Genomic DNA, 23,475 nt, shown 5'->3' on the forward strand with positions numbered 1-23,475 from the left:
ACGAGATCGTGGCGCGAACCGTTCCGTTCGCACCATGATCGAAGAAACGTATCGAGACCAACTTGATGACCCGCATTGCCGTTGGCGGCTTCCTGCACGAGACCAACACCTTCGCACCGACGAAGGCAACCTATGACGACTTCGTGCACGGCGGCGGCTGGCCGTCGATGACCCATGGCACCGAGGTGCTCAAGGTCATGCGCAAGATCAATGTCGGCCTCGCCGGCTTTGTCGAGGCCGCGGAAGCCAATGGCTGGGAGCTGGTGCCGACGATTTTCGCGGCGGCGAGCCCATCGGCGCATGTGAGCAGGGACGCGTTCGAGCGGATCGTGACGGAAATGGTCGACGGCATTGTCGCGGCCGGCCCGATCGATGCCGTCTATCTCGACCTGCACGGCGCCATGGTCACCGAGCATTATGACGACGGCGAAGGCGAAACCCTCGCTCGCGTGCGCAAGGCCATCGGCAACGACCTGCCGCTGGTGGTGAGCCTCGATCTGCATGCGAACGTCTCGCCCAAGATGATCGAACATGCCGATGCACTGATCGCCTACCGCACCTATCCGCATATCGACATGGCCGACACCGGCCGCGCCTGCGCCCGGCATCTGGCGCTGATGCTCAAGTCCGGACAGCGCTTTGCCAAGGCATTCCGGCAATTGCCGTTCCTGATCCCGATCAGCTGGCAATGCACCAACGACCAGCCCACCAAGGGCATCTATCAGAAGCTCGCGGCCCTCGAGAGCGATGCCGTGCCGACGCTGTCGTTTGCGCCGGGCTTCCCGGCCGCCGATTTCAGGGATTGCGGGCCGAGCGTGTTCGCCTATGGCCGGACGCAAGCCGACGCAGATGCGGCCGCCGACAAGGTCGTCGCCCTGGTCGAGAGCCATGAGGACGATTTCGACGGCCGGATCTATTCGCCGGACGAAGGCGTGCAGCTGGCGATGGAGCTGGCGAAGTCGGCCAGCAAGCCGATCATCATCGCCGACACCCAGGACAATCCCGGCGCCGGCGGCGATTCCGATACCACGGGCATGCTGCGCGCGCTGGTGCGCAACAGAGCGAGCGCCGCAACCGGCGTGATCTACGACCCGCAATCGGCGAAGGCTGCGCACACGGCCGGCGTCGGCGCCACCGTCACGCTCGAGCTCGGCGGCAAGTCCGGCATTCCCGGCGACGCGCCGTACCGGGAGACTTTCGTCGTCGAGCAGCTCTCGGACGGCAAGTTCGTTGCACCGGGCCCGTATTTCGGCGGCCGCGACATGGATATGGGGCCCTCGGCCTGCCTGCGGGTCGGCGACGTCCGCGTCGTCGTCGGCTCCTACAAGGCCCAGCTTGCCGACCAGTCGATGTACCGCTATGTCGGCATCGAGCCGACCGCGCAGAAAATCCTGGTCAACAAGAGCTCGGTGCATTTCCGCGCCGATTTCGAGCCGATCGCCGAGAAACTGCTGATCTGCGCCGCGCCCGGCGCAATGCCGGCCGATACCGCCACACTGCCGTGGAAACATTTGCGTCCTGGCATTCGTATCAAGCCTAACGGCCCCACTTTCACCCCCTCCTCCCCATCACGCACAAACGGATAGAGAGATCATGCCGACCATTGAGCGCATCGACAGTTTTGCCGACGAACTCACCGCCATCAGACGGGATCTGCATGCGCATCCCGAGATCGGCTTCGAGGAGGTCCGCACCTCCGGCATCGTCGCCGACAAGCTCACGAGCTGGGGCATCGAGGTGCATCGCGGCCTCGGCGGCACCGGCGTGGTCGGTGTGCTCAAGGGCAAGGGCAGTAGCTCAAGGAAGATCGGCTTGCGCGCCGATATGGATGCGCTGCCGATGGAAGAGAACACCAATCTGAAGTGGCGCTCGACGATCCCCGGCCGCTTCCACGGCTGCGGCCATGACGGCCACACCACGATGCTGCTCGGCTCGGCGCGCTATCTCGCCGAGACCCGCAATTTCGACGGCACCGTGCACTTCATCTTCCAGCCGGCCGAGGAAGGCCTCGGCGGCGCGCGCGCCATGATCAAGGACGGCCTGTTCAAGCAGTTCCCCTGCGACGAGGTCTACGGCCTGCACAACGCGCCCGACCTCAACCATGGCGAGATCGCGATCCTGCCGGGCCCGGCAATGGCCGCAGCCGACTTCTTCGACATCAGGATCCAGGGCTACGGCGCGCATGGCGCGATGCCGGAGCGCTCCAAGGACGCGGTCGTGATCGCAATGACGCTCGGACAAGCGTTGCAGTCGATCGTCAGCCGCAACGTCGATCCGCTGCAGGCTGCGGTGCTGTCGATCACGCAGATCCATTCCGGGTCGGCGTACAACGTCATTCCCGGCGAAGCCTGGATGTGCGGCACGGTGCGCTGCTTCTCCGACGAGATCCGTGAGCTGATCCGCAAGCGGATGCGCGAAATCGCCGCCGGCTTTGCGGCGGCATATGACGCCGAAATCTCGGTCGAGATCCGCGACGGCTTCAGCGTACTGGTGAATCAGGAAGAGCAGTCCCGCGTCGTCGAGGAAGTCGCGCGCACCGTCGTCGATCCTGCCAAGGTCATCACCCGCTCGACGCCGAAGATGGGCAGCGAGGATTTCGCCGACATGATGCAGGCCATTCCCGGCGCCTATTTCTGGGTCGGCCATGACGGTTCGGTGCCCGTGCACAATCCCGGTTACGTTCTCGACGACAAGATCCTGCCGATCGGCGCCAGCATGTTCGCCCGCATCATCGAGAAACGTATGCCGGCAGGTGCGCATGCATAAGCCGAAAGGGGACGCCATCACGTCGCTGCACGATCTCTCGGCCGTCGACCTGCTCGCCGGCTACCGTGGAAAGCAGTTCTCGCCGTCCGAGGTGCTCGAGGACATCATCTCCCAGGTCGCGACCTGGGAGCCGCACATCAAGGCGCTGTATCTGCACGACCCCGAAGGCGCGCGGAAGGTCGCGAGAGCTGCGACCGAGCGTTGGCAGCAGAGCGAGCCGGTCGGCACGCTCGACGGCGTGCCCGTCACCATCAAGGACAACGTCGCGACCAAGGGCCAGCCGGTGCCGCTGGGCGCGGCCAGCGTCAAGCTCGCGCCTGCGGAAAAGGATGCGCCGCCTGCCGCGCGGCTGCGCGAAGCCGGCTGCGTGATCTTCTCCAAGACCACGATGCCGGATTACGGCATGCTGTCGTCGGGGCTGTCGTCGTTCCATCCGCTCACCCGCAATCCCTGGGATGTCAGCAAGAACCCTGGCGGCTCGAGCGCAGGCGCCGGCGCGGCCGGTGCGGCCGGCTACGGCCCGCTGCATCTCGGCACCGACATCGGCGGCTCGGTGCGGCTGCCGGCCTCCTGGTGCGGCCTCGTCGCCCTGAAGCCAAGTCTCGGCCGCGTGCCGATCGATCCGCCCTATGTCGGCCGCGTGGCGGGGCCGATGACCCGCACCGTCGACGACGCTGCGCTGATGATGAGCGTGCTGTCGCGCCCTGATCGCCGCGACGGCATGAGCCTGCCGGCACTCGAGGTGAACTGGAAGGCGCTGGAGAAGTCGCCGCGCAAGCTGCGCATCGGGCTGATGCTCGATGCCGGATCCGGCCAGAAGGTCGAGAAGGAGGTTCGCGAGGTCGCCGTCGAGGCAGCGAAGGCGTTCGAATCCGCCGGTGCCGTCATCACCGAGATCGACGGCATCCTGACGCCTGAGATGCTCGAGGGGCTCGACAATTTCTGGCGTGCGCGGACCTGGGACGAACTGTCGAAACTGTCGCAGGCCGACCGCGGCAAGACCCTGCCCTACATCCTCAACTGGGCCGAGGCCGGCGCCAAGCTCTCCGGCGTCGATGTGGTGCGCGGCTTCAACCAGACGATGGCGATCCGCGCGGCCACTGCAAAACTGTTCTGCGAGGTCGACTACGTGATCTCGCCGGTGTCGCCGGTCGTGAACTTCCCGGCTGAATTCGCAGCACCCCTCAACGACCCCGCAAAGCCGTTCGAGCACATCTGCTTTACCGTGCCGTGGAATATGTCGGAGAACCCGGCGCTGTCGATCAACGGCGGCTACGACAAGAAGGGCTTTCCGATCGGCGTCCAGATCATCGGCCGCCGCTTCGACGACATCGGCGTGCTCGGCATCGGCAAGGCGTTCGAGGGCCTGCGCGGCCCGCAGAGACCGTGGCCCACGCCGCCGAAGAAGTAGCGCCTCAACGCAAGTCAGGATGCGCGGAGCCAAGCCTGCGCATCCGACTTCTTCACAAGGGATGATTGCCGGGTTAACTGGATGGAGACGCGCGCCAGCGCCGTTCATTTAAGAAAACCGAGAGGAAATCATCCCCATGGCGTATGAGACGATCAAGTACGAGGTCGCCGAGCAGATCCTGACCATCACGCTGAACCGGCCCGACAAGCTCAACGCCTTCAACGCCACGATGCAGCAGGAGCTGATCGACGCGTTCGACAAGGCCGACAAGGACGACGACGTCAGGGCCATCATCGTGACCGGTGAAGGCCGCGGTTTCTGCGCCGGCGCGGATCTGTCGCCCGGCGCCAACACCTTCGACCGCGATGCGCGGCGCGGTCCGGTCAAGCGTAATGCCGACGGCAGCGTCGACTACAGCGATCCGCAGGTGCGCGACGGTGGCGGCCAGGTGACGCTGCGCATATTCAAGTGCCTGAAGCCTGTGATCGCCGCGGTGAACGGTCCCGCGGTCGGCATCGGCGTCACCATGCAGCTTGCGATGGATATCCGCATCGCGTCGGAGGCCGCGCGCTTCGGCTTCGTGTTCTCCCAGCGCGGCATCGTGCCGGAAGCCGCCTCGAGCTGGTTCCTGCCGCGCATCGTCGGCATCTCGCAGGCGCTGGAGTGGTGCTACTCAGGCCGCGTCTTCCCGGCGCAGGAAGCGCTTGCCGGTCGGCTCGTCAGCAAGGTGGTGCCGCCGGAGGATCTGCTGCCGACCGCGCGCTCGCTCGCCAAGGAGTTCGCGGCCAAGACCGCGCCGGTGTCGGTGGCGCTGATCCGCCAGATGATGTGGCGCATGATGGGCGCCGACGATCCGATGGAGGCGCACAAGGTCGACAGCCGCGGCATCTATGCCCGCGGCCGCTCCGAGGACGTCAAGGAAGGCGTGGTGTCGTTCCTGGAAAAGCGCCCGGCGCAGTTCAAGAACAAGGTGTCGTCGGACATGCCCGACTATTTCCCGTGGTGGCAAGAGCGCGACTATAAGTGAGCGAACGGCGTCCCGCGGCGTCCACTCCTGACGGCGTCGTCCTGCTGCACGGCATCAGCAGGACGGCGCGCTCGTTTCGCAGGATGGAGCTGGCGCTCAGGGATGCCGGTTTTGCCACCCTCAATCTCGACTATGACAGCCGGCGCAAAGGACTCGATGCGCTGGCCGAAGATATCCATCCTCCGCTCGATCGCTTCGCGCAGAGCCTCGACGGCTCCGTGCACTTCGTCTGCCATTCGATGGGCGGCCTGCTCGCACGCGTCTACCTCGCACGACATCGCCCGGCGCGGCTCGGCCGCGTCGTAATGCTGGGCACGCCGAACGGCGGCAGCGAGATCGCCGACCGCCTGAAGCACCTCGCGGCCTATCGCGCCTTCTTCGGCCCGGCCGGCCAGCAGCTCGTCACCCGCCGCGATGCCGCGACCAGCGCGCTGCTGCCGACGATCGATTATTGCGCCGGCATCATCGCCGGCAACCGCTCGGTCTATCCTATCACGTCGATGGGACTGCCGCGGCCGCATGACGGCCGCGTGTCGATTGCCAACACCCGGCTCGACGGCATGGCCGATCACATCGTGATCCGCACCTCGCATCCCTGGCTGGTACGCAACCGCGAGGCGATCGCGCAGACGCTTGTGTTTTTGCGGAATGGGAAGTTCGCAAAGGCGTAACCGTCATTGCGAGGAGCCAACGGGTCCGGCCTTCGGCCGGCCCGATGATAAACTCCGCGACGAAGCAATCCATGCCTTCCACACGGTGAGCATGGATTGCTTCGTGGAGCCTGTCATCGGGCGCGCGTTCGCGCGACCCGTTGGCTTGCAATGACGAACTACTACATCATCAACGCCACACGGCCGATCGCCTTGCGCTCAATCAGGAGCCGCATCGCCTTCGCGTAGTCCTCCAGCGGCAGCCGGTGCGAGATATTTGGCCGCACCCGGCCGGCCTCGGCCCATTCGCTCAGCGCCTTGACCCTGACCTCGCCGAGCGCGGGGTCCTTCCGCACTGCCTCGCCGGCGCGAACGCCGAGCACGCTCGCCCCCTTGATCATCAGGAGGTTGGTGCGGGCAAGGCCGATGCCGCCGGTGAAGCCGACGACGAGAATCCGCGCGCCCCAGTTGATGCAGCGCATCGAGTTCTCGAACACCTCGCCGCCGACGGGATCGAACACGACATCGGCGCCGCGGCCGTCGGTGAGACGCTTGACCGCATCGCGGAACGGCTCACGCGCGTAGAGCACAAGATGTTCCGCGCCACGTTCTTTAGCAATCGCAAGCTTCTCCTCGGAAGAGGCCGCAGCGATCACGGTGGCGCCGAGCAGCTTGCCGATCTCGACCGCGGCAAGCCCGACGCCGCCGCCGGCGCCATGCACCAGCAGCACCTCGCCCGGCTTGATCTGCCCACGGTCGATCAGCGCATGATACGCCGTGCCGTGCGCGGCAAGGAAGGTCGCGCCTTCCGCATAGTCGAAGGTCGACGGCACCGGCACGAGCTGCGATGGCGTCGCGACGGTCTCATCGCAATAGGCGCCAAAGCGCATCTTGACGATTACCTTGGCGCCGACGGCGACGCCGGCAGCTTCATTGACCTCAACGACATCGCCGGCAGCCTCCGAGCCCGGCGTGAACGGCAGCGGCGGCTTGAGCTGGTACTCGCCGGCGGCCATCAGGATGTCGGGAAAATTGATCCCGGCGGCACGGATCGCGACGCGCACCTGCCCCGGCTGCAAAGGCACCGAGGCAAAATTCTCGAGCTGAAGGCGCTCCGGCGGGCCGAGCTCACGGCAAACGACGGCTTTCGGCATCAGGCGGCTCGTGCCTTGAGGCGGCCCAGCGCCTCGCGGATCAGCGGCAGGCGATCGTTGCCGAAATACATGTCGGTCTTGTCGAGATAGATCGTGGGCGAGCCGAAGCCGCCGCGCGCCATCACCTCCTCGGTGTTGGCCTTTAGCTCGTCCTTGATCGCCTGGTCGCCGATGCCGGCCAGGAATTGCGCCGGATCGATCCCGACCTTGCTGCAGATCCCGGTCAGCACCGCATCCTGCGAGATGTCCTTGTCGTCACCCCAATAGGCCTCGAACACGGCGCGGACGAATGGCACCATCTTCTCGTTGCCGAGCCAGATGCAGCCGCGCATCGCCTTGACGCTGTTCACCGGGAACACGGTCGGCGGCATCTTGATCGCAAGGCCGGCCGAGCGCGCCCAGTCGGCGAGATCCTTTTTCATGTAGCGCGCCTTCAGCGGCACCGGCTTCTCGCGCTGCGCGTAGACCGACGGATTGACGGTGTTGAAGATGCCGCCGACCAGGATCGGCCGCCAGGTGATCGGCGCACCGAACTCCTTCGCGATCGGCTGGATGTTGTGCCAGGCCAGATAGGTCCACGGGCTGGAACAGTCGAAGAAGAATTCGATCATTGGCGTTTCCTTTTGTTATCGTGTTTGCAGCGCTGTATTTTCCCGTCATCCTGAGGTGGCCGCTTCTTCAGCGGCCCTCGAAGGATGGAGGGCCTCCGGCTCCGCATCCTTCGAGGCTCGCAAGAGCTCGCACCTCAGGATGACGATACCTACTTCTTCTCGACCAACTCCTTCGCACGCTGGCCGAACATGTTCTTGCGTGATTCCTCGTCAAACGGCTCCTTGACGAATTTTCCGATCGCAAGGCCCGCCTGCACCTGCGGGCGGGCGCGCACGGTAGCGTACCAGCGCTTGATGTTCGGGTAATCGTCGAGGGTAAAGCCCTGCGCCTTGTGGGTCATGGTCCAGGGGAAGCAGGCGATGTCCGCGATCGAATAATCATCTCCGGCGATATAGGCGCCGGTCTTGCCGAGCTGGCGGTCGAGCACGCCATAGAGCCGCGCGGTCTCGTCGCGGTAGCGCTCGATCGCGTAGGGAATCTTCTCAGCGGCATAGAGCGCGAAATGGCCGTGCTGGCCGAGCATCGGCCCGAGGCCGCCCATCTGCCACATCACCCATTGGATGACGTTCGACCGCGCACGCAGCTCCCGCGACAGGAAACGGCCGGTCTTGTCGGCGAGATAGATCAGGATCGCGCCGGTCTCGAACACCGAGAACGGACCGCCGCCGTCGGCGGGCGCATGGTCGACGATCGCAGGGATACGATTGTTTGGGCTGATCGCCAGGAATTCGGGCCGGAACTGCTCGCCGGCGCGGATGTTCACCGGGATCACCGTGTAGGGCAGCCCCAGTTCCTCCAGCATGATCGAGATCTTCCAGCCGTTCGGCGTCGGCGCGTGGTGCAGGTCGATCATCGGCGTCCACTTCCCCGTCACAAAGACTTTTGTTGTTCTGTACGTCCACCTTAGGACATGGCACACAGGCGCTCAATCAGAACCCACCGGGAGGCACCCATGCTGTTTCCAACGACGATCGCAGGCTCCCTGCCGAAGCCGGAATGGCTCGCCGAGCCGAACATGCTGTGGGCGCCCTGGAAATCGGAAGGCGCCGAACTCGCCCGCGCCAAGCGCGATGCCACGGTGCTTGCGGTGAAACTGCAGGAAGATGCCGGCGTCGACATCGTCACCGAGGGCGAGCAGGCGCGCCAGCACTTCGTGCACGGTTTTCTGGAGCGGATCGAGGGCATCGATTTCGCCCACAAGGTCGAGATGGGCATCCGCAAGGACCGCTATAAGGCCATGGTCCCGCAGGTGGTCGCGCCGCTGCAGCTCAAGGGCCGCGTCCATGAAAGCGAGGCGCGCGCGGCGCGCGCCCACACCAGGAACAGGCTGAAATTCACCCTGCCCGGCCCGATGACGATCATCGACACCATCGCCGACAAATATTATGGCGACCGCGTGAAGATGGCGTTCGCCTTCGCCGAGCTGTTGAACCAGGAAGCCAAGGCTTTGCAGGCCGACGGCGTCGACATGATCCAGTTCGACGAGCCTGCCTTCAACGTCTACATGGACGAGGTCCGCGACTGGGGCATCAAGGCTTTGGAGTGCGCCGCCGAAGGCCTGACCTGCGCCACCGCCGTGCATATCTGCTACGGCTACGGCATCAAGGCCAACACCGACTGGAAGCAGACGCTCGGCGGCGAATGGCGGCAATATGAGGAGACCTTCCCGGTGATCGACAAGAGCACGATCCAGCAGGTCGCGATCGAATGCCGCAACTCGAAGGTGCCGATCGAGCTGCTCGCCGCGCTCCCCGGCAAGATCGTGCAGGCCGGCGTGATCGACGTCGCCAGCGACGAGGTCGAGACCGCGGAAGATGTCGTCAAGGTAATCGAGGCCGTCGCGAAACACGTGCCGAAGGGCAACATCATTGCGACCACCAATTGCGGCATGGCCCCGATGCGGCGGGACATCGCCGAAGCCAAGCTGATCGCGCTCGGCGACGGCGCGAAACTGGCAAGGCAGCGGCTGGCGTAGGGACTACGCCCACAAATCACCCCAAAACGGCCATCGCGCTCGGATGCAACACCGGCCGGTAGCCGGCCTGAAACGCACGGACGGTCGATGGCGGCGTCAGCAACATGGCGGGAGCGGTCGCATCGGACCGCTCGTAACCCGCGAACGACCAGCGCAAGGTCTCGCCACCGGCAACGAGGTAGCTCTCGCCGTTCGCCTGCACCATCGCGCCGTCAGGTAGCGCGGCGAGCGGCATCGGCAGCGGATGCAGCCGCTTCTTGCCGCGGTCGAGCCGCTCGGCATGCAGCCCTGCATCCATCGCCTTGGCGCTGAGATCGCTGACGCCGTTGCCCTGCTCCCACGCGGCACGAAACCGCTTGGCGTCGTCGCGGCGACAGTAGAAGCAGGGCCGGTGGCCGGCGGCGAATGCGGTCGCTTCATCGAGGAAGAACAGCTCGGTCCAGCTCTGCCGGCTCATCACCTTGCGTCGCCGTCCCCTGAACTCGCAGACGCAGGTGAGCCAGGCCGGGCTCGACCAGCGCTTGTTCAGCAGTGTGCGGGTCGCCGGATCGTGGATGATGCCGCGATTGCCGGTGAAGGTGCCGCGGTGTTCGGTCGCAACGATGTCGCCGGTGGGCGTGACGCGGTTTTGCAGGGGCATGCTTCTGACTTCCCCCTCGCCCCGCTCTTGCGGGGAGAGGGTCGGGGTGAGGGGCTGTGTCCGCAAAGATAGTGAGAGATGAACTCGCGGTGAGTCCCCCTCACCCGGATCGCATTGCGCTGCGCTGCATGCGATCCGACCTCTCCCAGCAGGCGGGGCGAGGTGACTCTTTAGGCCGCCCCGTCGCGGATCGGCGGCTGGAACGACAGCGCGGTGTCCCAGGGAAAGAAGATCCAGGTGTCCTGCGACACCTCGGTGATGTAGGTGTCGACCAGCGGGCGGCCCTTGGGCTTTGCGTACACCGTTGCGAAATGCGCATCGGGCAGCATCTCGCGCACCAGCTTGCCGGTCTTGCCGGTATCGACGAGGTCGTCGACGATCAGCAGCCCCTTGCCGGTGCCGCCGCCGAGCTTGGCGGTCTGCTCCGAAATGCCCTTGAGCACTTTCAGGTCGCCTTGCTTGTCATGGTCGTAGCTGGCGACGCAGACGGTATCGATCACCCGCAAGCCGAGCTCGCGTGCCACGATCGCCGCCGGCACCAGCCCGCCGCGGGTGATCGCGATCACCGCGTGGAACGGGCCGACTTCGTTGAGCCGCCAGGTCAGCGCCCGGCAATCCCGATGGAATTGATCCCACGAGACCGGGAACGGCCTGCCGGCCCGATCCTGCGCATTCTGTTCAGAATTTCGTTCAACCATGTCGCCTCAACCCACCGGCTTCTTCTGCGCGGCCTGCACCTGCTTCAGCATCTCCTTCACCGCGGCCATCGCCGCGGCGAGCTTCTCGGGATCGCGCGAGCGCACCACCAGATTGGTGTTCGGCTTCTGGTTCTCGTCCTGGAACGGATAGCTGCCGATGATGGTGTCGGGATTGGCTTCCGCGATCGCCCGCAGCGGGCCGCCGATGTCGCCTTCCCTTGCGTCGGCGCGGACCGAGTCCGACAGCATCCGCACACCGGATTTCAGGGTCGGCGCCACGATGTCCATCATCGCCTGCATGATGGTGGGGATGCCGGCCATCACGATGACGTTGCCGAGCTTGAAGCCCGGCGCCAGGATGGTCGCACTCTGGATCAGCTCGGCGCCATCGGGCACCCGGGCCATCCGCAGCCGCGCCTCGTTGAGGTCCTGCTCGGTCCAGCGCTCCCTGAACCGCGCCACCACATCAGGATGATGGTGGATCTCGACCCCGAACGCCTTCGCCACGCTGTCGGCGGTGATGTCGTCATGGGTCGGCCCGATGCCGCCGGTGGTGAACACGTAGGTGTACCTATGCCGCAGCGCATCAAGGGCGGACACGATGTCAGCCTCGTCATCGGCGACGACGCGGACCTCCTTCAGGTCGATGCCGATATTGGTCAGGTATTCGGCGATGAAGCCGATGTTCTTGTCCTTGGTCCGGCCGGACAGGATCTCGTCGCCGATCACCAATATCCCCGCCGTGACGATCTCGCTCATGGTCTCATTTCCTTAAACTTGATCCCCTGACATTGCCGTTCCAATGCCTTGATGTCACGGGGTTTTGCCGCCGAATTAAGCAGACCTCAGCCGGTTTTTCGGGCAGGCCTTCCGCCTCCCCCTTAGCAAATGCCACAAGCCAATGCATATCGCGCTGGCCCGCCCCTTGCTACCATCCCATCAAGTCATGCACTGTGTCACATGGCTTGGGAGGGCAATCGGGATATATGGCAGTCGCGTTCGATGAGATGAACGGCCTCGGCGAGGATCTCCGCCCGGCCTACCAGGAGCTCTCCCGCTGGCTCAAAGAGACGCCGCCGGATGCGCTCGAATATCGACGCCAGGAAGCGGAGCTGCTGTTCCGCCGGATCGGCATCACCTTCGCGGTCTACGGCGATTCCGAGGCCCAGGAACGGCTGATCCCGTTCGACGTCATTCCGCGGATCATGTCGGCGACCGAGTGGACGCTGCTGGAGAAGGGCCTGAAGCAGCGCGTGCTCGCGCTCAACATGTTCCTCAAGGACATCTATCACGGCCGCGATATCCTGCGCGCCAACGTCATCCCGGAAGACCTAATCTTCCAGAACCCGGTGTTCCGGCCGGAGATGAACGGCCAGGACGTACCGCACGACATCTACGTCCACATCGCCGGCATCGACATCATCCGCACCGATCCGGACAATTTCATCGTGCTGGAGGACAATGCGCGCACGCCGTCCGGCGTCTCCTACATGCTGGAAAACCGCGAGATCATGATGCGGCTGTTTCCGGACCTGTTCGCGCGGCACCGCGTCGCGCCGGTCGAGCGCTATCCGGACGAGCTGTTGTCGGCGCTGCGGTCGGTGGCGCCGCACAGCGCCTCCGCCGAGCCGACGGTCGCGCTGATGACTCCCGGGGTCTACAACTCGGCCTATTACGAGCACTCCTTCCTGGCCGACAAGCTCGGCATCGAGCTGGTCGAGGGGCGTGACCTCATCGTCAAGAACGACGAGGTGTTCATGCGCACCACCGAGGGGCTGAAACGGGTCGACGTGATCTACCGCCGTGTCGACGACGATTTCCTCGATCCCCTCACCTTCCGTCCGGATTCCGCGCTCGGCGTCCCCGGGCTGATGTCGGCCTACGCGGCCGGCAACATCACGCTCGCCAACGCGGTCGGCACCGGCATCGCCGACGACAAGGCGATCTACTCCTACATGCCCGATATCGTGAAATTCTACCTCAGCGAGGAGCCGATCCTGAAGAACGTGCAGACCTGGCGCTGCCGCGAACCGCAGGACCTGTCCTACGTGCTCGACAACCTCGCCGACCTCGTCGTCAAGGAGGTGCACGGCTCGGGCGGCTACGGCATGCTGATCGGCCCGGCCGCCACCAAGGCAACCATCGAGGCGTTCCGCGACAAGCTCAAGCGCGAGCCGGAGGGCTTCATCGCCCAGCCGACGCTGGCGCTGTCGACCTGCCCGACCTGCACCGACAAGGGCCTCGCGCCGCGCCATGTCGACCTCCGCCCGTTCGTGCTGACCGGCTCTAGCCACACCACCATCGTGCCCGGCGGCCTGACCCGCGTTGCGCTGAAGGAAGGCTCGCTCGTGGTCAATTCGAGCCAGGGCGGCGGCACCAAAGACACCTGGATACTGAGCGAGTAGTTGAAAGCATGCTGTCGCGCACCGCCGAAAACCTGTTCTGGCTGGCCCGTTATGTCGAACGCGCCGAGTATCTCGCGCGCACGATCGACGCCACGCTCCGTGTCACCGCATTGCCCGCGGCCTATATCGGCAAGACCAATGAGTGGGATTCCGCGCTGCTCACCGCCGGTGTCGGCGCGGCCTTCTACGACCATTACGAAGAAGCCAACGAGCGAAACGTCGTCGAGTATCTGTCCTTCTCGTCGGAAAATCCCTCTTCGATCAAGAACTGCATCGAAGCCGCGCGGCTCAATTCGCGTTCGGTGCGCACCGCGCTGACGTCGGAGATGTGGGACACCATCAATTCATCGTGGATCGAGCTGCAGGCAGTCTGGAACAAGGGTCCCGCCAACCGCGAGGAGCTGGCAAAATTCCTGCGCTTCGTGCAGGAGACCTCGCTGCGCTTCGACGGGTCGGCCTACCGCACCATGCTGCGCAACGACGCCTACTGGTTCTCGCGGCTCGGCGTGCATCTCGAGCGCGCCGACAACACCGCCCGCATTCTCGACGTCAAGTATCACATGCTGCTGCCCGAGGAGGAGCATGTCGGCGGCCCGCTGGATTACTACCAGTGGACCTCGATCCTGCGCTCGGTGTCGGCAACGACCGCCTATCACTGGGTGTATCGGGAAACCCTGAAGCCCTGGCTGATCGCCGACCTCCTGATCCTCAACGACACGCTGCCGCGGTCGCTTGCCAGCTGCTACAGCAACCTGGTGCGCAATCTCGACCAGATCGGCGTCGCCTATGGCCGCCAGGGCGCCGCCCAGCGCCACGCCCGCGGCATCAGGAACCGGCTCGAGCACAGCCATATGGACGATATCTTCCAGCACGGCGTGCACGAATTCATCCAGGAATTCCTTGCGGATAATTCGCGGCTGGGTGAGATCGTCGCCAAGCAGTATTTGATGTGACCACCGCGGCGGGAAAAGTGCTCAAAATGTCGTCATGACCGGGTCTATCCCGGTCACCCATGTCTTGCTTTCGCGGCCGATTAGGGAGAAAGACGTGGGTGTCCGGGCATGATGTTCCTGCCCCAGAAGACCGACTGAACTCCGGTTGAGCCATGCGCCTGCGGATTGCCCACACCACCACCTATCGCTACGAGCCGGCGGCCTCGGGCGTGATCCAGATTCTGCGGATGACGCCAGGCAGCCATGACGGCCAGTATGTCGCCGACTGGCAGATCGACGTCTCGACCGATTCCCGGCTCGACACCCATGAGGACGCGTTCGGCAACGTCACCCATGTGCTGACGCACGGCGCGATCACCGACCTTACGATCCATTGCGAGGGTCTGGTCGAGACCCAGGACACCGGCGGCGTGCTGAAAGGCACCGACGAGCGGTTTCCGCCGAGCCTGTTCCTGCGCGCCACGCCGCTGACGGACCTCAACCCGGCGATGACGAGTTTCGTGCGCGAGCTGCGCGCGGAGGCCGGCGCCGACGTGCTCGGCTTCCTGCACGCGGTGATGGTGCAGATCTACGAGCACATGACCTTCGACGAGGACCCGACCAACAGCGCCACCTCGGCGTCCGAGGCGTTCGCGTTGAAGCGCGGGGTCTGCCAGGACTACGCGCACATCCTGATCGCCTGCGCGCGCGCCGGCGGCGTTCCGGCGCGGTTCGTCTCCGGCCACTTCCTGCGCTCCGACGGCATGGTCAACCAGCAGGCCGGCCACGCCTGGGCCGAAGCCTTCGTGCCCGACCTCGGCTGGGTCGGCTTCGACGCCGCCAACGGCATCTGCACCACCGATGCCCATGCCCGCGTCGCGATCGGCCTCGATTATCTCGGTGCCGCCCCGGTCCGCGGCACCCGCTATGGCGGCGGCAACGAGACGCTGACGGTCGCGGTCAAGGTCGACCAGGCCAGCCGCCCCGGGCAGTGGCAGAGCCAGACGCAGTCGTAAGCCGCCGCCAGCGTTCTCTCTCATTCTGAGGAGCCGCGAAGCGGCGTCCCGCGCTCAAGGTCGGATTTGAGGACAACCAGGAAACGGGCCGCTTCGCCGCCGGTCACCACCCGATGGTCGAAGGTGAGCGATAGCGGCAACGTGCGTCTGACCGCAACCTGGCCCTGATGCGCGACCACGCGCTCCGAAATCCGCCCGGCGCCGACGATCGCCGTCTGCGGCGGCACGATGATGAGATTGGCGAAGCGGCCCCCGATCATTCCGAAGTTCGAAAGCGTGATCGTCGCACCACGCAGCTCTTCCGGGGGTATCGCACGCGCGATCGCGTCGGCGCGCAGGCGATCGAGCCCAGCCCGCAGGTCCGATACGGTCCGCTCCGCGACGTTGCGCAGCACGGGAACGATCAGGCCGCCGCCGGTGTCGACAGCGATGCCGAGATCGATGCGCTCGATCAGACGCCGCTCTCCCGAGCCGGAATGATACCAGGCGTTGAGCGCGGGCTCTGCCTTGCATGCAGCGGCGATCGCACGCACCAGACGGATTGTCACGTCCTCGTCCCGGCGCCAGTCGTTGATGTCGGCTTCATCGGTGACCGTCGCAGGCACGATTTCCGCATGCGCCGCCGTCATGCGCTGGGCCATCGCGCGGCGCAGGCCGCGCAGCGGCTCGGCGGGTCCGCGGTGAGACATCCGCTTTGCCGCCCGCTCGACATCGGCCCGCGTGATGGTGCCGCCGGGCCCCGTCGCCTCGACGAGGTCGAGCGCGACGTCAAGCTTGCGCGCGAGGGCGCGCACCGCCGGAAACACCTGAGCGCCCTCCCCGCCGGGCGGCGTCGAAGCAGCTACTGCCGCCAGCGGTTGCTCGCCGGTGCCGAGTTCGCCCACAATCGTGCCGGTATCCTCCTCGGCGCCTTCGGCAAACTCCACGAGCGGCGCGCCGACCTTCACGATATCGCCCTTGGCACCGAACAGACGCGCGATGCGTCCGTTCGACGGCGCCGGTATTTCGACAACCGCCTTGTCGGTCTCGACCGAGACGAGCGGCTGGTCGGTCACGACATGGTCGCCCTCGTTGACGTACCAGGTGACGATCTCCGCTTCTTCAAGACCTTCACCGAGGTCCGGCAGCGTGAACTGGTGCATGGGACAAGATCCGTCGGTGTTTAATTGTACTGGCAGGTCTTTCGGGCTGCCGCCACGATCCGTCCGACCGACGGCATGTAGCGTTGCTCGAGGCGGGCCATCGGGATCACCGTGTCGTAGCCGGTGACGCGGATCACGGGCGCGAGCAGCGAGGACAGTCCGCGCTCGGCGATCATGGCCGCGATCTCCGCGCCAAATCCGCCGGTGTGTGCCGCCTCGTGCACGATGACGCAGCGCCCGGTCCTTGCGACCGAACCGAGCACGGTGTTTTCATCGTAGGGCTTGAGCGTGGCGAGGTCGATGACCTCGGCGGCGATGCCGTCATCGGCAAGCGTGTCCGCTGCGGCCATCGTTTCCTTCAACATCGCGCCCCAGCTGATCAGCGTGATGTCGCGACCTTCCCTGAGGACAAAGGCGTGATCGAGCGGCAAGGCTTCGCCATTGTCCTCCACATCGCCTTTCGCCGCGCGGTACAGCCGTGTCGGCTCCAGGAATACCACCGGATCGGGATCGCGGATCGCGGCGAGGAGAAGTCCATAGGCCCGCTCCGGTGACGAAGGCATGACGACACGCAAGCCCGGAATGTGGGCGAGCATCGCCTCGGTGCTTTCGGAATGATGCTCGGGCGCGCGAATGCCGGCTCCATGCGGCGAGCGCAGAACCATCGGACAGGTGAGCCGCCCCTGGGTACGGTTGCGCATTCGAGATGCGTGGTTCACCAGCTGATCGAGACAGGGGTAGATGAATCCCATGAACTGGATTTCGCCGACCGGTTTCAGCCCCTGCGCGGCCATGCCGACACAGAGCCCGCTGATCAGGAGTTCGGCAAGCGGCGTATCAAGGACGCGCTCCGGACCGAAGCGCTCCTGCAAGCCAATCGTCGCGCGGAACACGCCGCCATTGACGCCGATATCTTCGCCGAGCAAGACCACATCGGGATCGTCAGCCATCGCGCGGCCGAGCGCCAGATTGACGGCTTCGACCAACGTCACTTCAGGCATCGTCCTCTCCCGCGAGTTCGCGACGCTGCGCGGCATAGGCCTCGGGCAGCTCGGCATAGAGGTTGTCGAACATGGTTTCTGGCCGGCGCGGCGGCGTCGTCAGATAGCGCTGCACCGCCGCCTCGATGCGCTCATGGCACTCGGCGGCAAGCCGCTCCTCGTCCGCCTTGGTCCACATCTTCTGACCCACCAGATAGGACCTGAGGCGCGCAATCGGCTCTTCCTTCCAATGCGCCTGGACTTCTTCGGCCGAACGATAGCGCAACGCATCATCTGACGTCGTGTGATCGCCGAGCCTGTAGGTGACCGCTTCGATAAAGTGCGGGCCGTTGCCGTCGCGGGCAGCGGCAATGGCCTCCTCGGCCGCGGCGCGCATCGCCACCACGTCGCACCCATCTACCTGCTCGCCGCTGAACCCGGCCGCGATAGCCTTCTGGGCCAGCGTTTCAGAGGCGGTCTGCAACCGCAGCGGCACCGATATGGCCCATTGATTGTTGGTGACGACGAACACGAGCGGCAATTTGTGAACGCCGGCAAAATTCATGGCCTCGTAGACGTCGCCTTTCGAGGTAGCGCCGTCGCCGAACAGGCAGACGGCCACACGCGGCTGCTTGCGCAGCTTCAAGGCATAGGCCACGCCGGCGGCATGAGGCGCCTGCGATCCGACGGGAACGCAGAATGGAAAATCATGGACTGGACCGGAGAATTGATTGCCCCGCTCATCGCCGCCCCAGAACAGCAGTATCTCCTCGGGCTTGACGCCACGCCAGAGCAACGCGCCATTGTCACGATAGGAAGGCAGCAGAACGTCTTCTTGCCGCATCGCACTCGCAATGCCGACCGACACGGCTTCCTGGCCGAGCGATACGGCATAGGTTCCCAGCCGACCGGTGCGCTGCAACGCAACAGCCTTGCGGTCAAACAGCCGCAACAGCACCATCGACCGGTAGAGTTCGATCAGCAGCTTGGCATCGCGGGCGCAGGAGGGAAGCGGCCGGATGATAGCGCCGTCCGGCGCGAGGTAGTTGCGGCGGCGCACCTCAAAGCGTGCAATGACGGGGAGCTCTTCGTTTGCTCTTTTGCTGGCCACGCTCACTCTCCCGGAGCGGTTCTGCCTGCCACGTTCAGCTATTTGGTGTTCGCGCCGCGACGATGCAATACCGCCGTAACTTCGCTCTGGGTGCAGGCCCAGCTGACTTGCGCCTGATGACTTACGCCTGACGACCTGCACCAGGTGGCTGCCCGGCAGGCGAAAGCCTGCTGTGGCCCTCATCCTTGTGCAGAGCGTGTGATCTCGACGCAGTGTTTTCGCTGACGTGAATTTCGTGCGAACATCGTGCCTTGCCACTGCGTTTGCGATCACAACGCGGCGAGCCCTCTTTCTCGGGCGAGCGACATGGCGTAGTCTGCGCCGAGCTGCCCTTTGAGACGGGACGGGCCGACGTCTCCGTTTGACGGAACGGGCAGCGGTCAGGCCGTCGGCAGGCATCTCAGTCTGAACGCAGCGCCTGCCTTATATGGCGCTCCCTCAACTTCAACATGAAGCAGGTTGGCCTGCCGCACACGCGGCAGACAAGGGAATGCGTAACCCTTGGAGGACGACATGGCGACATTCATAGTGAGGATCGACTGGACCGACCAGGGAATTCGTAACGTCAAGGAAGCGCCCAAGCGCAGCCGAGCGGCGAAAGAACTCGCCAAGACGCTCGGTGTCGAAATCAAGGAGGTCTATCTCACCTCCGGCGAGCATGACATCCTTCTCCTCGCCGAAGCGCCTCTCGGCGACAACATCACAAAGCTCGCGCTTGCCCTCAGTTCTCAGGGAAACATACGGACCTGCACTTCCCGGGCCTGGCCCGAGGCCGAGTGGACCAAGCTGATCGCCGAGCTTCCGTAGCGGCTTCGGATGCTCTGACGGATCTCTGCGCGGCCTGACCGACGGGTACCGTCGCTGTTCTGCCCCCCGGCGACCTGTGCGAACTTCTGCGTGCGCCCAAGGCGACGGCTCACGTCGTCGTCAGCGGAACTGCATGCATTATTTATCCAGCCAGACATCCTCGAAGCGCAGATTGTTGTACTGGCTGTTGTCGTGCGGATGAAAGTTCCTCACATAGGGCTGCCAGCAATTGCCGGCCGATGAGTGCAGGATGACCGGCCGCGCCGCATCGGTGACCAGCAGGCGCTCGATGTCGAATACAATTTTGTTTGCGGCGCTTGTCCTTGTCGACCTCGCGCGACTGCGCGACGAGCAGCTTGTCCACCTCTGCATTGCAATACTGGGTGTAGTTGCGCTCGGAGTTGCAGGAATAGTTCTCGACCAGATTGCCGTCGGGATCGTCGACGCTGACGCCGGTGACATTGAGCCCGATCGTGTAATCCTTGCGTTGCAGCCGCGAGTACCAGCGCGGCGTGTCGAGGATATCGAGCTCGGCAACGATATAGATCTTCTTGAGCTGGTCGGCGAGGATCACGGCCGGGTCGCGATAGGTCGGCAAATTGCGGGTCTGGATCTTGATCGACAGCGGCTTGGCGTCGCTGTAGCCGAGCTTCTGCATGATCGCCTGCGCGTCCGCGAGGTTCTTCCCGGTATCCGCGCCGTAGCCCATCAGCGTCGACAATATCTCCGGCGGCATGCCCCACTCGCCTTCCGGCTTGGCCTGCATCGCACCGCCGAGCCGCCCGGTGCCCTCGAACAGGATGGTGTTGAAGGCCTTGCGATCGAGCGCCAGCGACATCGCCTTGCGGATCTCCGGATTGTCGAATGGCGGATTGACGCGGTTGACCAAGAGATTGATCTGCAGATTGGTCGACGTCATCTCGCAGATCGCGCTCGGCGCCCGCGCCTTGACGTCCTTCATCAGGGGAATGCTGACATCGGACGGAAAGGTGATGTCGTAGTCGCCGGTCGCGAACGCCAGCATGCGTGTGGCGCGGCTGTCGATCGAGCGCACCGTAATCTCGTCGAGATATGGCCGGTCCTTCTTGAAGTAATCGGGATTGCGCACCAGGCGGATCGAATCCCCGCGCCGGAATTCGACGAATTTGAACGGCCCGGTGCCGATTGGCTTGGTGCGCATCACCTGCTGCGGCACATGGCACGGATAGACCACCGAGAAGGCGCTGGCGAGCAGCGCCAAGAGACCAGGTTGCGGCTCGGTCAGCTCGAAGGTCGCCTCATCGTCGCCATTGACGCTGACATCCCTGAGTTTCGAGTACCAGACCTTGCGCGGATTGCGCTTGAAGTCCTGGGTTTTGGAGTCTTGGGTCTCGCTCTTGCCGATCAGCATCCGCCAGGTGCACTGCACGTCCTTGGCCGTGAACGGCTGGCCGTCATGCCACTTCACGCCGTGCCTGAGCCTGAAGGTGAGCTTTGTGTTGGTGGAATCCCACGACCAGCTCTCGGCGAGATCGGGGATCACGGTGTCGATGCTTTCGTGCACCTTGGCCGGATCGAATACCACGAGATTGTTGAAGACCGCCGCGAACGGCATCACCGAGGCGATGGTGGACTCTTCGAGCAGCGAGGTCGAGGGCGGATTGTCGTTGTGATAGAGCCGCAAGGTGCCGCCCTTCTTCTGCGCCGATGCCGGGCTCGCAGCCATCACTGCTGCGCCCAATGCCATGATGTACGTGGCCAGTTTGAACGACATTCTCGCCTCCCGGAATTTCTTGTTGTTGTCGCTTTCGGGCAGTCGACCACAACGCCAGGTGCCCCGCAATGACACGGGGGGCAGATCATTGCCGGCTGCGCGCAACGCAGAACGAAGCCGGGGCAAGCACGGGATTCTCAGGCGGCCAGCGGCGGAAAAGGACCTCACGCGGACCATCGCCGGACCCCTCTTGACCGGCCACCGCATGTCCCGTCACGGGGAATTAGGGTTGGATGCGACCTCGAAATTGGCTACACGTTTGGCGCCGAGAAACTCGGACCGTTTGGGGACTGGAAATGACCTATTGCTGCGGAATTCTGGTGCGCGACGGCCTCGTCATGATCGCCGATACCCGCACCAATGCCGGGCTCGACAACGTCTCGACCTTCCGCAAGCTGCACATCTTCGAGAAGCCCGGCGACCGCATCATGGCGATTGCCAGCGCGGGGAATCTCGCGATCAGCCAGTCGGTGCTGTCGACCCTGACCGAGGGCATGGAAGATCCGCACACCGGCGAGCTCGAGACGCTGATGAACGCGCCCACCATGTTCCAGGCGGCGCAGCGGATCGGCCGCGCCATCCGGTCGGTGCACGCCACCGAGGGCGATGCGCTGCGTTCCGAAGACATCTCCTTCGACGTCTCATTCCTGTTCGGCGGCCAGATCAAGGGCTCGCGGATGCGCCTGTTCATGGTCTACACCGCCGGCAACTTCATCGAATGCACCACCGACACGCCTTATTTGCAGATCGGCGAGCACAAATACGGCAAGCCGGTGCTCGACCGCGCCATGCATTACGACGTCGAGCTCTACGAGGCGCTGAAGACCGGGCTGATCTCGATGGATTCGACGATGCGCTCCAATCTCGGCGTCGGCCTGCCGATCGACGTGCTGGTGGTGCGCACCGACGCCTGCGAGGCGGACCTCAACCACCGCATCGAGGCCGGCGAGCCCTATTTCCACGACCTGCGCTCGCGCTGGTCGGCAGCGCTGCGCGCGGCGCACCAGAACATTCCACGCCCACCCTACAAGAACGAAACCGAAGCAAAAACCAAGTAAGAGGAAACTCGGATGACTGAGGCAACCAGCAAGATCGCGCTCGTGACCGGCGCCGGCACCGGTGTCGGACGTGCAGCATCGCTCGCTTTGATGGACAAGGGCTATACCGTGGTGCTCGCCGGGCGCCGCATCGAGATGCTGGAAGAGACCGCCAAGCTCGGTCCGGCCGGCAAGAGCCTGTGCGTGTCGGCCGACATGGCCAACCCGGCCGCGATCGCAGCGCTGTTCGACAAGGTGAAGGCGACCTATGGCCGGCTCGACGTTCTCTTCAACAATGCCGGCATGGGCGCGCCGCCGGTGAATTTCGAGGATCTGCCGCTCGAGCAGTGGCAGGCCGTGGTCAACACCAACCTCACCGCGCCGTTCCTGTGCACCCAGCACGCCTTCCGCATCATGAAGGACCAGACGCCGCGCGGCGGCCGCATCATCAACAACGGCTCGATCTCGGCGCACGCGCCGCGGCCGTTCTCGGCGGCCTACACCTCGACCAAGCACGCCATCACCGGCCTGACAAAAGCCTCCAACCTCGACGGCCGCATGTATGACATCGCGGTCGGCCAGGTCGATATCGGCAACGCCGCGACCCCGATGACCGATCGCATGGTCAACGGCCCCGGCGTGCTGCAGCCGGACGGCACCACCAAGCACGAGCCGCGCATGGACGCGAAGGCGGTCGGCGACGCCGTCGCCTACATGGCCGGCTTGCCGCTCGACGCCAACGTGCTGTTCATGACGGTCATGGCGACCAAGATGCCGTTCGTGGGCCGGGGCTAATCTTCTCCTTCTCCCTGCTCGCGGCAGGACTGTCACGTCGTCATGGCCGGGCATAGCCGTCCGAAGGACGGCGTCGCTTCCGCTCCGCCTATGTCCCGGCCATGCCGTTCCAAGGCCCACTGCCAAATATTGAAAACAACCCCGTGCAAAGTAGCCGGCAGCTGCCGGCGTTCGACACGGCAACTTGACACGTCGGGCAAATCAGCGGTATTTTTCCATTATTCCGAAATTTGTAAACCCCTCGCCCGAAGCGAACACCAAGGCGGGTCCGCGGCGCCGTTGCCGGCATACCGCTCGACGCGAACGAGCTGTTGGGGCTTGCGCTCGGTCTGCTCCCTCGCCCCGCTCTTGCGGGGAGAGGGTTGGGGTGAGGGGCTCTCTCCGCGAGCAAGCCGCGCGCTGAGACCTGTACCCCCTCACCCGGATCGCATTCCGCTTCGCTGCATGCGATCCGACCTCGCCCCGCGTGCGGCTATCGCATTCACACATCTGGGTTGCGATTAGCGGTAAAGCGGGATTCTCTATCGGTAGGCAAGCCGGTGGAGGTTTTGATGGCCGGGGTGG

General features: G+C 64.6%; 22 protein-coding genes. 12 read left to right on the plus strand and 10 right to left on the minus strand.

Annotation, left to right across the window (positions count from 1 at the left end; all coding sequences use genetic code 11):
* The first annotated feature begins 65 nt into the window (after nt 1-65).
* From HU230_RS18640 to HU230_RS18660, 5 genes are all read left to right on the plus strand, one after another.
* The gene (locus HU230_RS18640; RefSeq protein WP_176530406.1) at nt 66-1,586 is read left to right on the plus strand and encodes a M81 family metallopeptidase; all 1,521 of its coding nucleotides are present in this window, start codon (nt 66-68) and stop codon (nt 1,584-1,586) included.
* A gap of 7 nt (nt 1,587-1,593) precedes the next feature.
* Nucleotides 1,594-2,766, plus strand: a complete 1,173-nt coding sequence (locus HU230_RS18645; protein ID WP_176530405.1) for a M20 aminoacylase family protein — start codon at nt 1,594-1,596, stop codon at nt 2,764-2,766.
* On the plus strand, nt 2,759-4,177 hold the full coding sequence (locus tag HU230_RS18650) for an amidase (RefSeq protein ID WP_176530404.1): 1,419 nt from the start codon (nt 2,759-2,761) through the stop codon (nt 4,175-4,177). The genes HU230_RS18645 and HU230_RS18650 overlap by 8 nt, the downstream gene beginning before the upstream one ends.
* Nucleotides 4,178-4,313: 136 nt before the next feature.
* Entirely contained in the window at nt 4,314-5,204 is an 891-nt protein-coding gene (locus tag HU230_RS18655; RefSeq protein WP_176530403.1) for a crotonase/enoyl-CoA hydratase family protein, read from the plus strand.
* Complete coding sequence (locus tag HU230_RS18660) at nt 5,201-5,875, plus strand: alpha/beta hydrolase (RefSeq protein ID WP_176530402.1); 675 nt, start codon at nt 5,201-5,203, stop codon at nt 5,873-5,875. The genes HU230_RS18655 and HU230_RS18660 overlap by 4 nt, the downstream gene beginning before the upstream one ends.
* A gap of 161 nt (nt 5,876-6,036) precedes the next feature.
* Here HU230_RS18660 and HU230_RS18665 read toward each other — a convergent pair whose 3' ends face one another.
* The 3 genes from HU230_RS18665 to HU230_RS18675 all read right to left on the minus strand — a co-directional run bounded on the left by HU230_RS18665 (nt 6,037) and on the right by HU230_RS18675 (nt 8,473).
* The gene (locus tag HU230_RS18665) at nt 6,037-7,008 is read right to left on the minus strand and encodes an NADPH:quinone oxidoreductase family protein (RefSeq protein ID WP_176530401.1); all 972 of its coding nucleotides are present in this window, start codon (nt 7,006-7,008) and stop codon (nt 6,037-6,039) included.
* The gene (locus HU230_RS18670; protein WP_176530400.1) at nt 7,008-7,619 is read right to left on the minus strand and encodes a 2-hydroxychromene-2-carboxylate isomerase; all 612 of its coding nucleotides are present in this window, start codon (nt 7,617-7,619) and stop codon (nt 7,008-7,010) included. The genes HU230_RS18665 and HU230_RS18670 overlap by 1 nt, the downstream gene beginning before the upstream one ends.
* Before the next feature lie 149 nt (nt 7,620-7,768).
* Nucleotides 7,769-8,473 (minus strand): glutathione binding-like protein, encoded by a 705-nt coding sequence (locus HU230_RS18675; protein WP_176530399.1) that lies wholly within the window; start codon nt 8,471-8,473, stop codon nt 7,769-7,771.
* A gap of 99 nt (nt 8,474-8,572) precedes the next feature.
* Between HU230_RS18675 and HU230_RS18680 the strand changes: the two genes are divergently transcribed.
* On the plus strand, nt 8,573-9,595 hold the full coding sequence (locus tag HU230_RS18680; protein ID WP_176530398.1) for a methionine synthase: 1,023 nt from the start codon (nt 8,573-8,575) through the stop codon (nt 9,593-9,595).
* 16 nt (nt 9,596-9,611) lie between these two features.
* Here HU230_RS18680 and HU230_RS18685 read toward each other — a convergent pair whose 3' ends face one another.
* From HU230_RS18685 to HU230_RS18695, 3 genes are all read right to left on the minus strand, one after another.
* The gene (locus HU230_RS18685) at nt 9,612-10,235 is read right to left on the minus strand and encodes a hypothetical protein (protein ID WP_176530397.1); all 624 of its coding nucleotides are present in this window, start codon (nt 10,233-10,235) and stop codon (nt 9,612-9,614) included.
* Nucleotides 10,236-10,405: 170 nt separating this feature from the next.
* A complete protein-coding gene (gene gpt / locus HU230_RS18690; RefSeq protein ID WP_092115219.1) occupies nt 10,406-10,933 on the minus strand; it encodes a xanthine phosphoribosyltransferase in 528 nt (175 codons plus the stop codon).
* Nucleotides 10,934-10,939: 6 nt separating this feature from the next.
* Nucleotides 10,940-11,692 (minus strand): competence/damage-inducible protein A, encoded by a 753-nt coding sequence (locus tag HU230_RS18695; RefSeq protein ID WP_176530396.1) that lies wholly within the window; start codon nt 11,690-11,692, stop codon nt 10,940-10,942.
* 227 nt (nt 11,693-11,919) lie between these two features.
* Here HU230_RS18695 and HU230_RS18700 point away from each other — a divergent pair, with 227 nt between their 5' ends.
* The 3 genes from HU230_RS18700 to HU230_RS18710 all read left to right on the plus strand — a co-directional run bounded on the left by HU230_RS18700 (nt 11,920) and on the right by HU230_RS18710 (nt 15,286).
* Nucleotides 11,920-13,338, plus strand: a complete 1,419-nt coding sequence (locus HU230_RS18700) for a circularly permuted type 2 ATP-grasp protein (RefSeq protein ID WP_050625548.1) — start codon at nt 11,920-11,922, stop codon at nt 13,336-13,338.
* A gap of 8 nt (nt 13,339-13,346) precedes the next feature.
* Nucleotides 13,347-14,291, plus strand: coding sequence for an alpha-E domain-containing protein (locus HU230_RS18705; protein WP_176530395.1), 945 nt, complete (start codon nt 13,347-13,349; stop codon nt 14,289-14,291).
* Nucleotides 14,292-14,443: 152 nt separating this feature from the next.
* On the plus strand, nt 14,444-15,286 hold the full coding sequence (locus HU230_RS18710) for a transglutaminase family protein (RefSeq protein WP_176530394.1): 843 nt from the start codon (nt 14,444-14,446) through the stop codon (nt 15,284-15,286).
* Nucleotides 15,287-15,306: 20 nt separating this feature from the next.
* Here the strand turns inward: HU230_RS18710 and HU230_RS18715 are convergent, their stop codons facing one another.
* Genes HU230_RS18715 through pdhA form a run of 3 tightly spaced genes read right to left on the minus strand, consistent with a single transcriptional unit; the run spans nt 15,307 to nt 18,468 of the window.
* Complete coding sequence (locus tag HU230_RS18715) at nt 15,307-16,428, minus strand: dihydrolipoamide acetyltransferase family protein (RefSeq protein WP_176530393.1); 1,122 nt, start codon at nt 16,426-16,428, stop codon at nt 15,307-15,309.
* A gap of 20 nt (nt 16,429-16,448) precedes the next feature.
* A complete protein-coding gene (locus tag HU230_RS18720) occupies nt 16,449-17,429 on the minus strand; it encodes an alpha-ketoacid dehydrogenase subunit beta (RefSeq protein ID WP_176530392.1) in 981 nt (326 codons plus the stop codon).
* Complete coding sequence (pdhA, locus tag HU230_RS18725; RefSeq protein ID WP_420840889.1) at nt 17,422-18,468, minus strand: pyruvate dehydrogenase (acetyl-transferring) E1 component subunit alpha; 1,047 nt, start codon at nt 18,466-18,468, stop codon at nt 17,422-17,424. The genes HU230_RS18720 and pdhA overlap by 8 nt, the downstream gene beginning before the upstream one ends.
* Before the next feature lie 564 nt (nt 18,469-19,032).
* On the opposite strand from pdhA, the gene HU230_RS18730 reads away from it, so the two are divergent.
* Complete coding sequence (locus HU230_RS18730) at nt 19,033-19,326, plus strand: GYD domain-containing protein (protein WP_224943359.1); 294 nt, start codon at nt 19,033-19,035, stop codon at nt 19,324-19,326.
* A gap of 142 nt (nt 19,327-19,468) precedes the next feature.
* Here HU230_RS18730 and HU230_RS18735 read toward each other — a convergent pair whose 3' ends face one another.
* Nucleotides 19,469-21,079 (minus strand): ABC transporter substrate-binding protein, encoded by a 1,611-nt coding sequence (locus tag HU230_RS18735; protein WP_224943360.1) that lies wholly within the window; start codon nt 21,077-21,079, stop codon nt 19,469-19,471.
* 296 nt (nt 21,080-21,375) lie between these two features.
* Here HU230_RS18735 and HU230_RS18740 point away from each other — a divergent pair, with 296 nt between their 5' ends.
* Nucleotides 21,376-22,137: a proteasome-type protease gene (locus tag HU230_RS18740; RefSeq protein ID WP_050406373.1), complete on the plus strand. Its 762-nt coding sequence runs from the start codon at nt 21,376-21,378 to the stop codon at nt 22,135-22,137.
* A gap of 12 nt (nt 22,138-22,149) precedes the next feature.
* On the plus strand, nt 22,150-22,911 hold the full coding sequence (locus HU230_RS18745) for an SDR family oxidoreductase (RefSeq protein ID WP_021077765.1): 762 nt from the start codon (nt 22,150-22,152) through the stop codon (nt 22,909-22,911).
* Nucleotides 22,912-23,475 lie beyond the last annotated feature (564 nt).

The organism is Bradyrhizobium quebecense (genome assembly GCF_013373795.3).
Taxonomy (GTDB): domain Bacteria; phylum Pseudomonadota; class Alphaproteobacteria; order Rhizobiales; family Xanthobacteraceae; genus Bradyrhizobium; species Bradyrhizobium quebecense.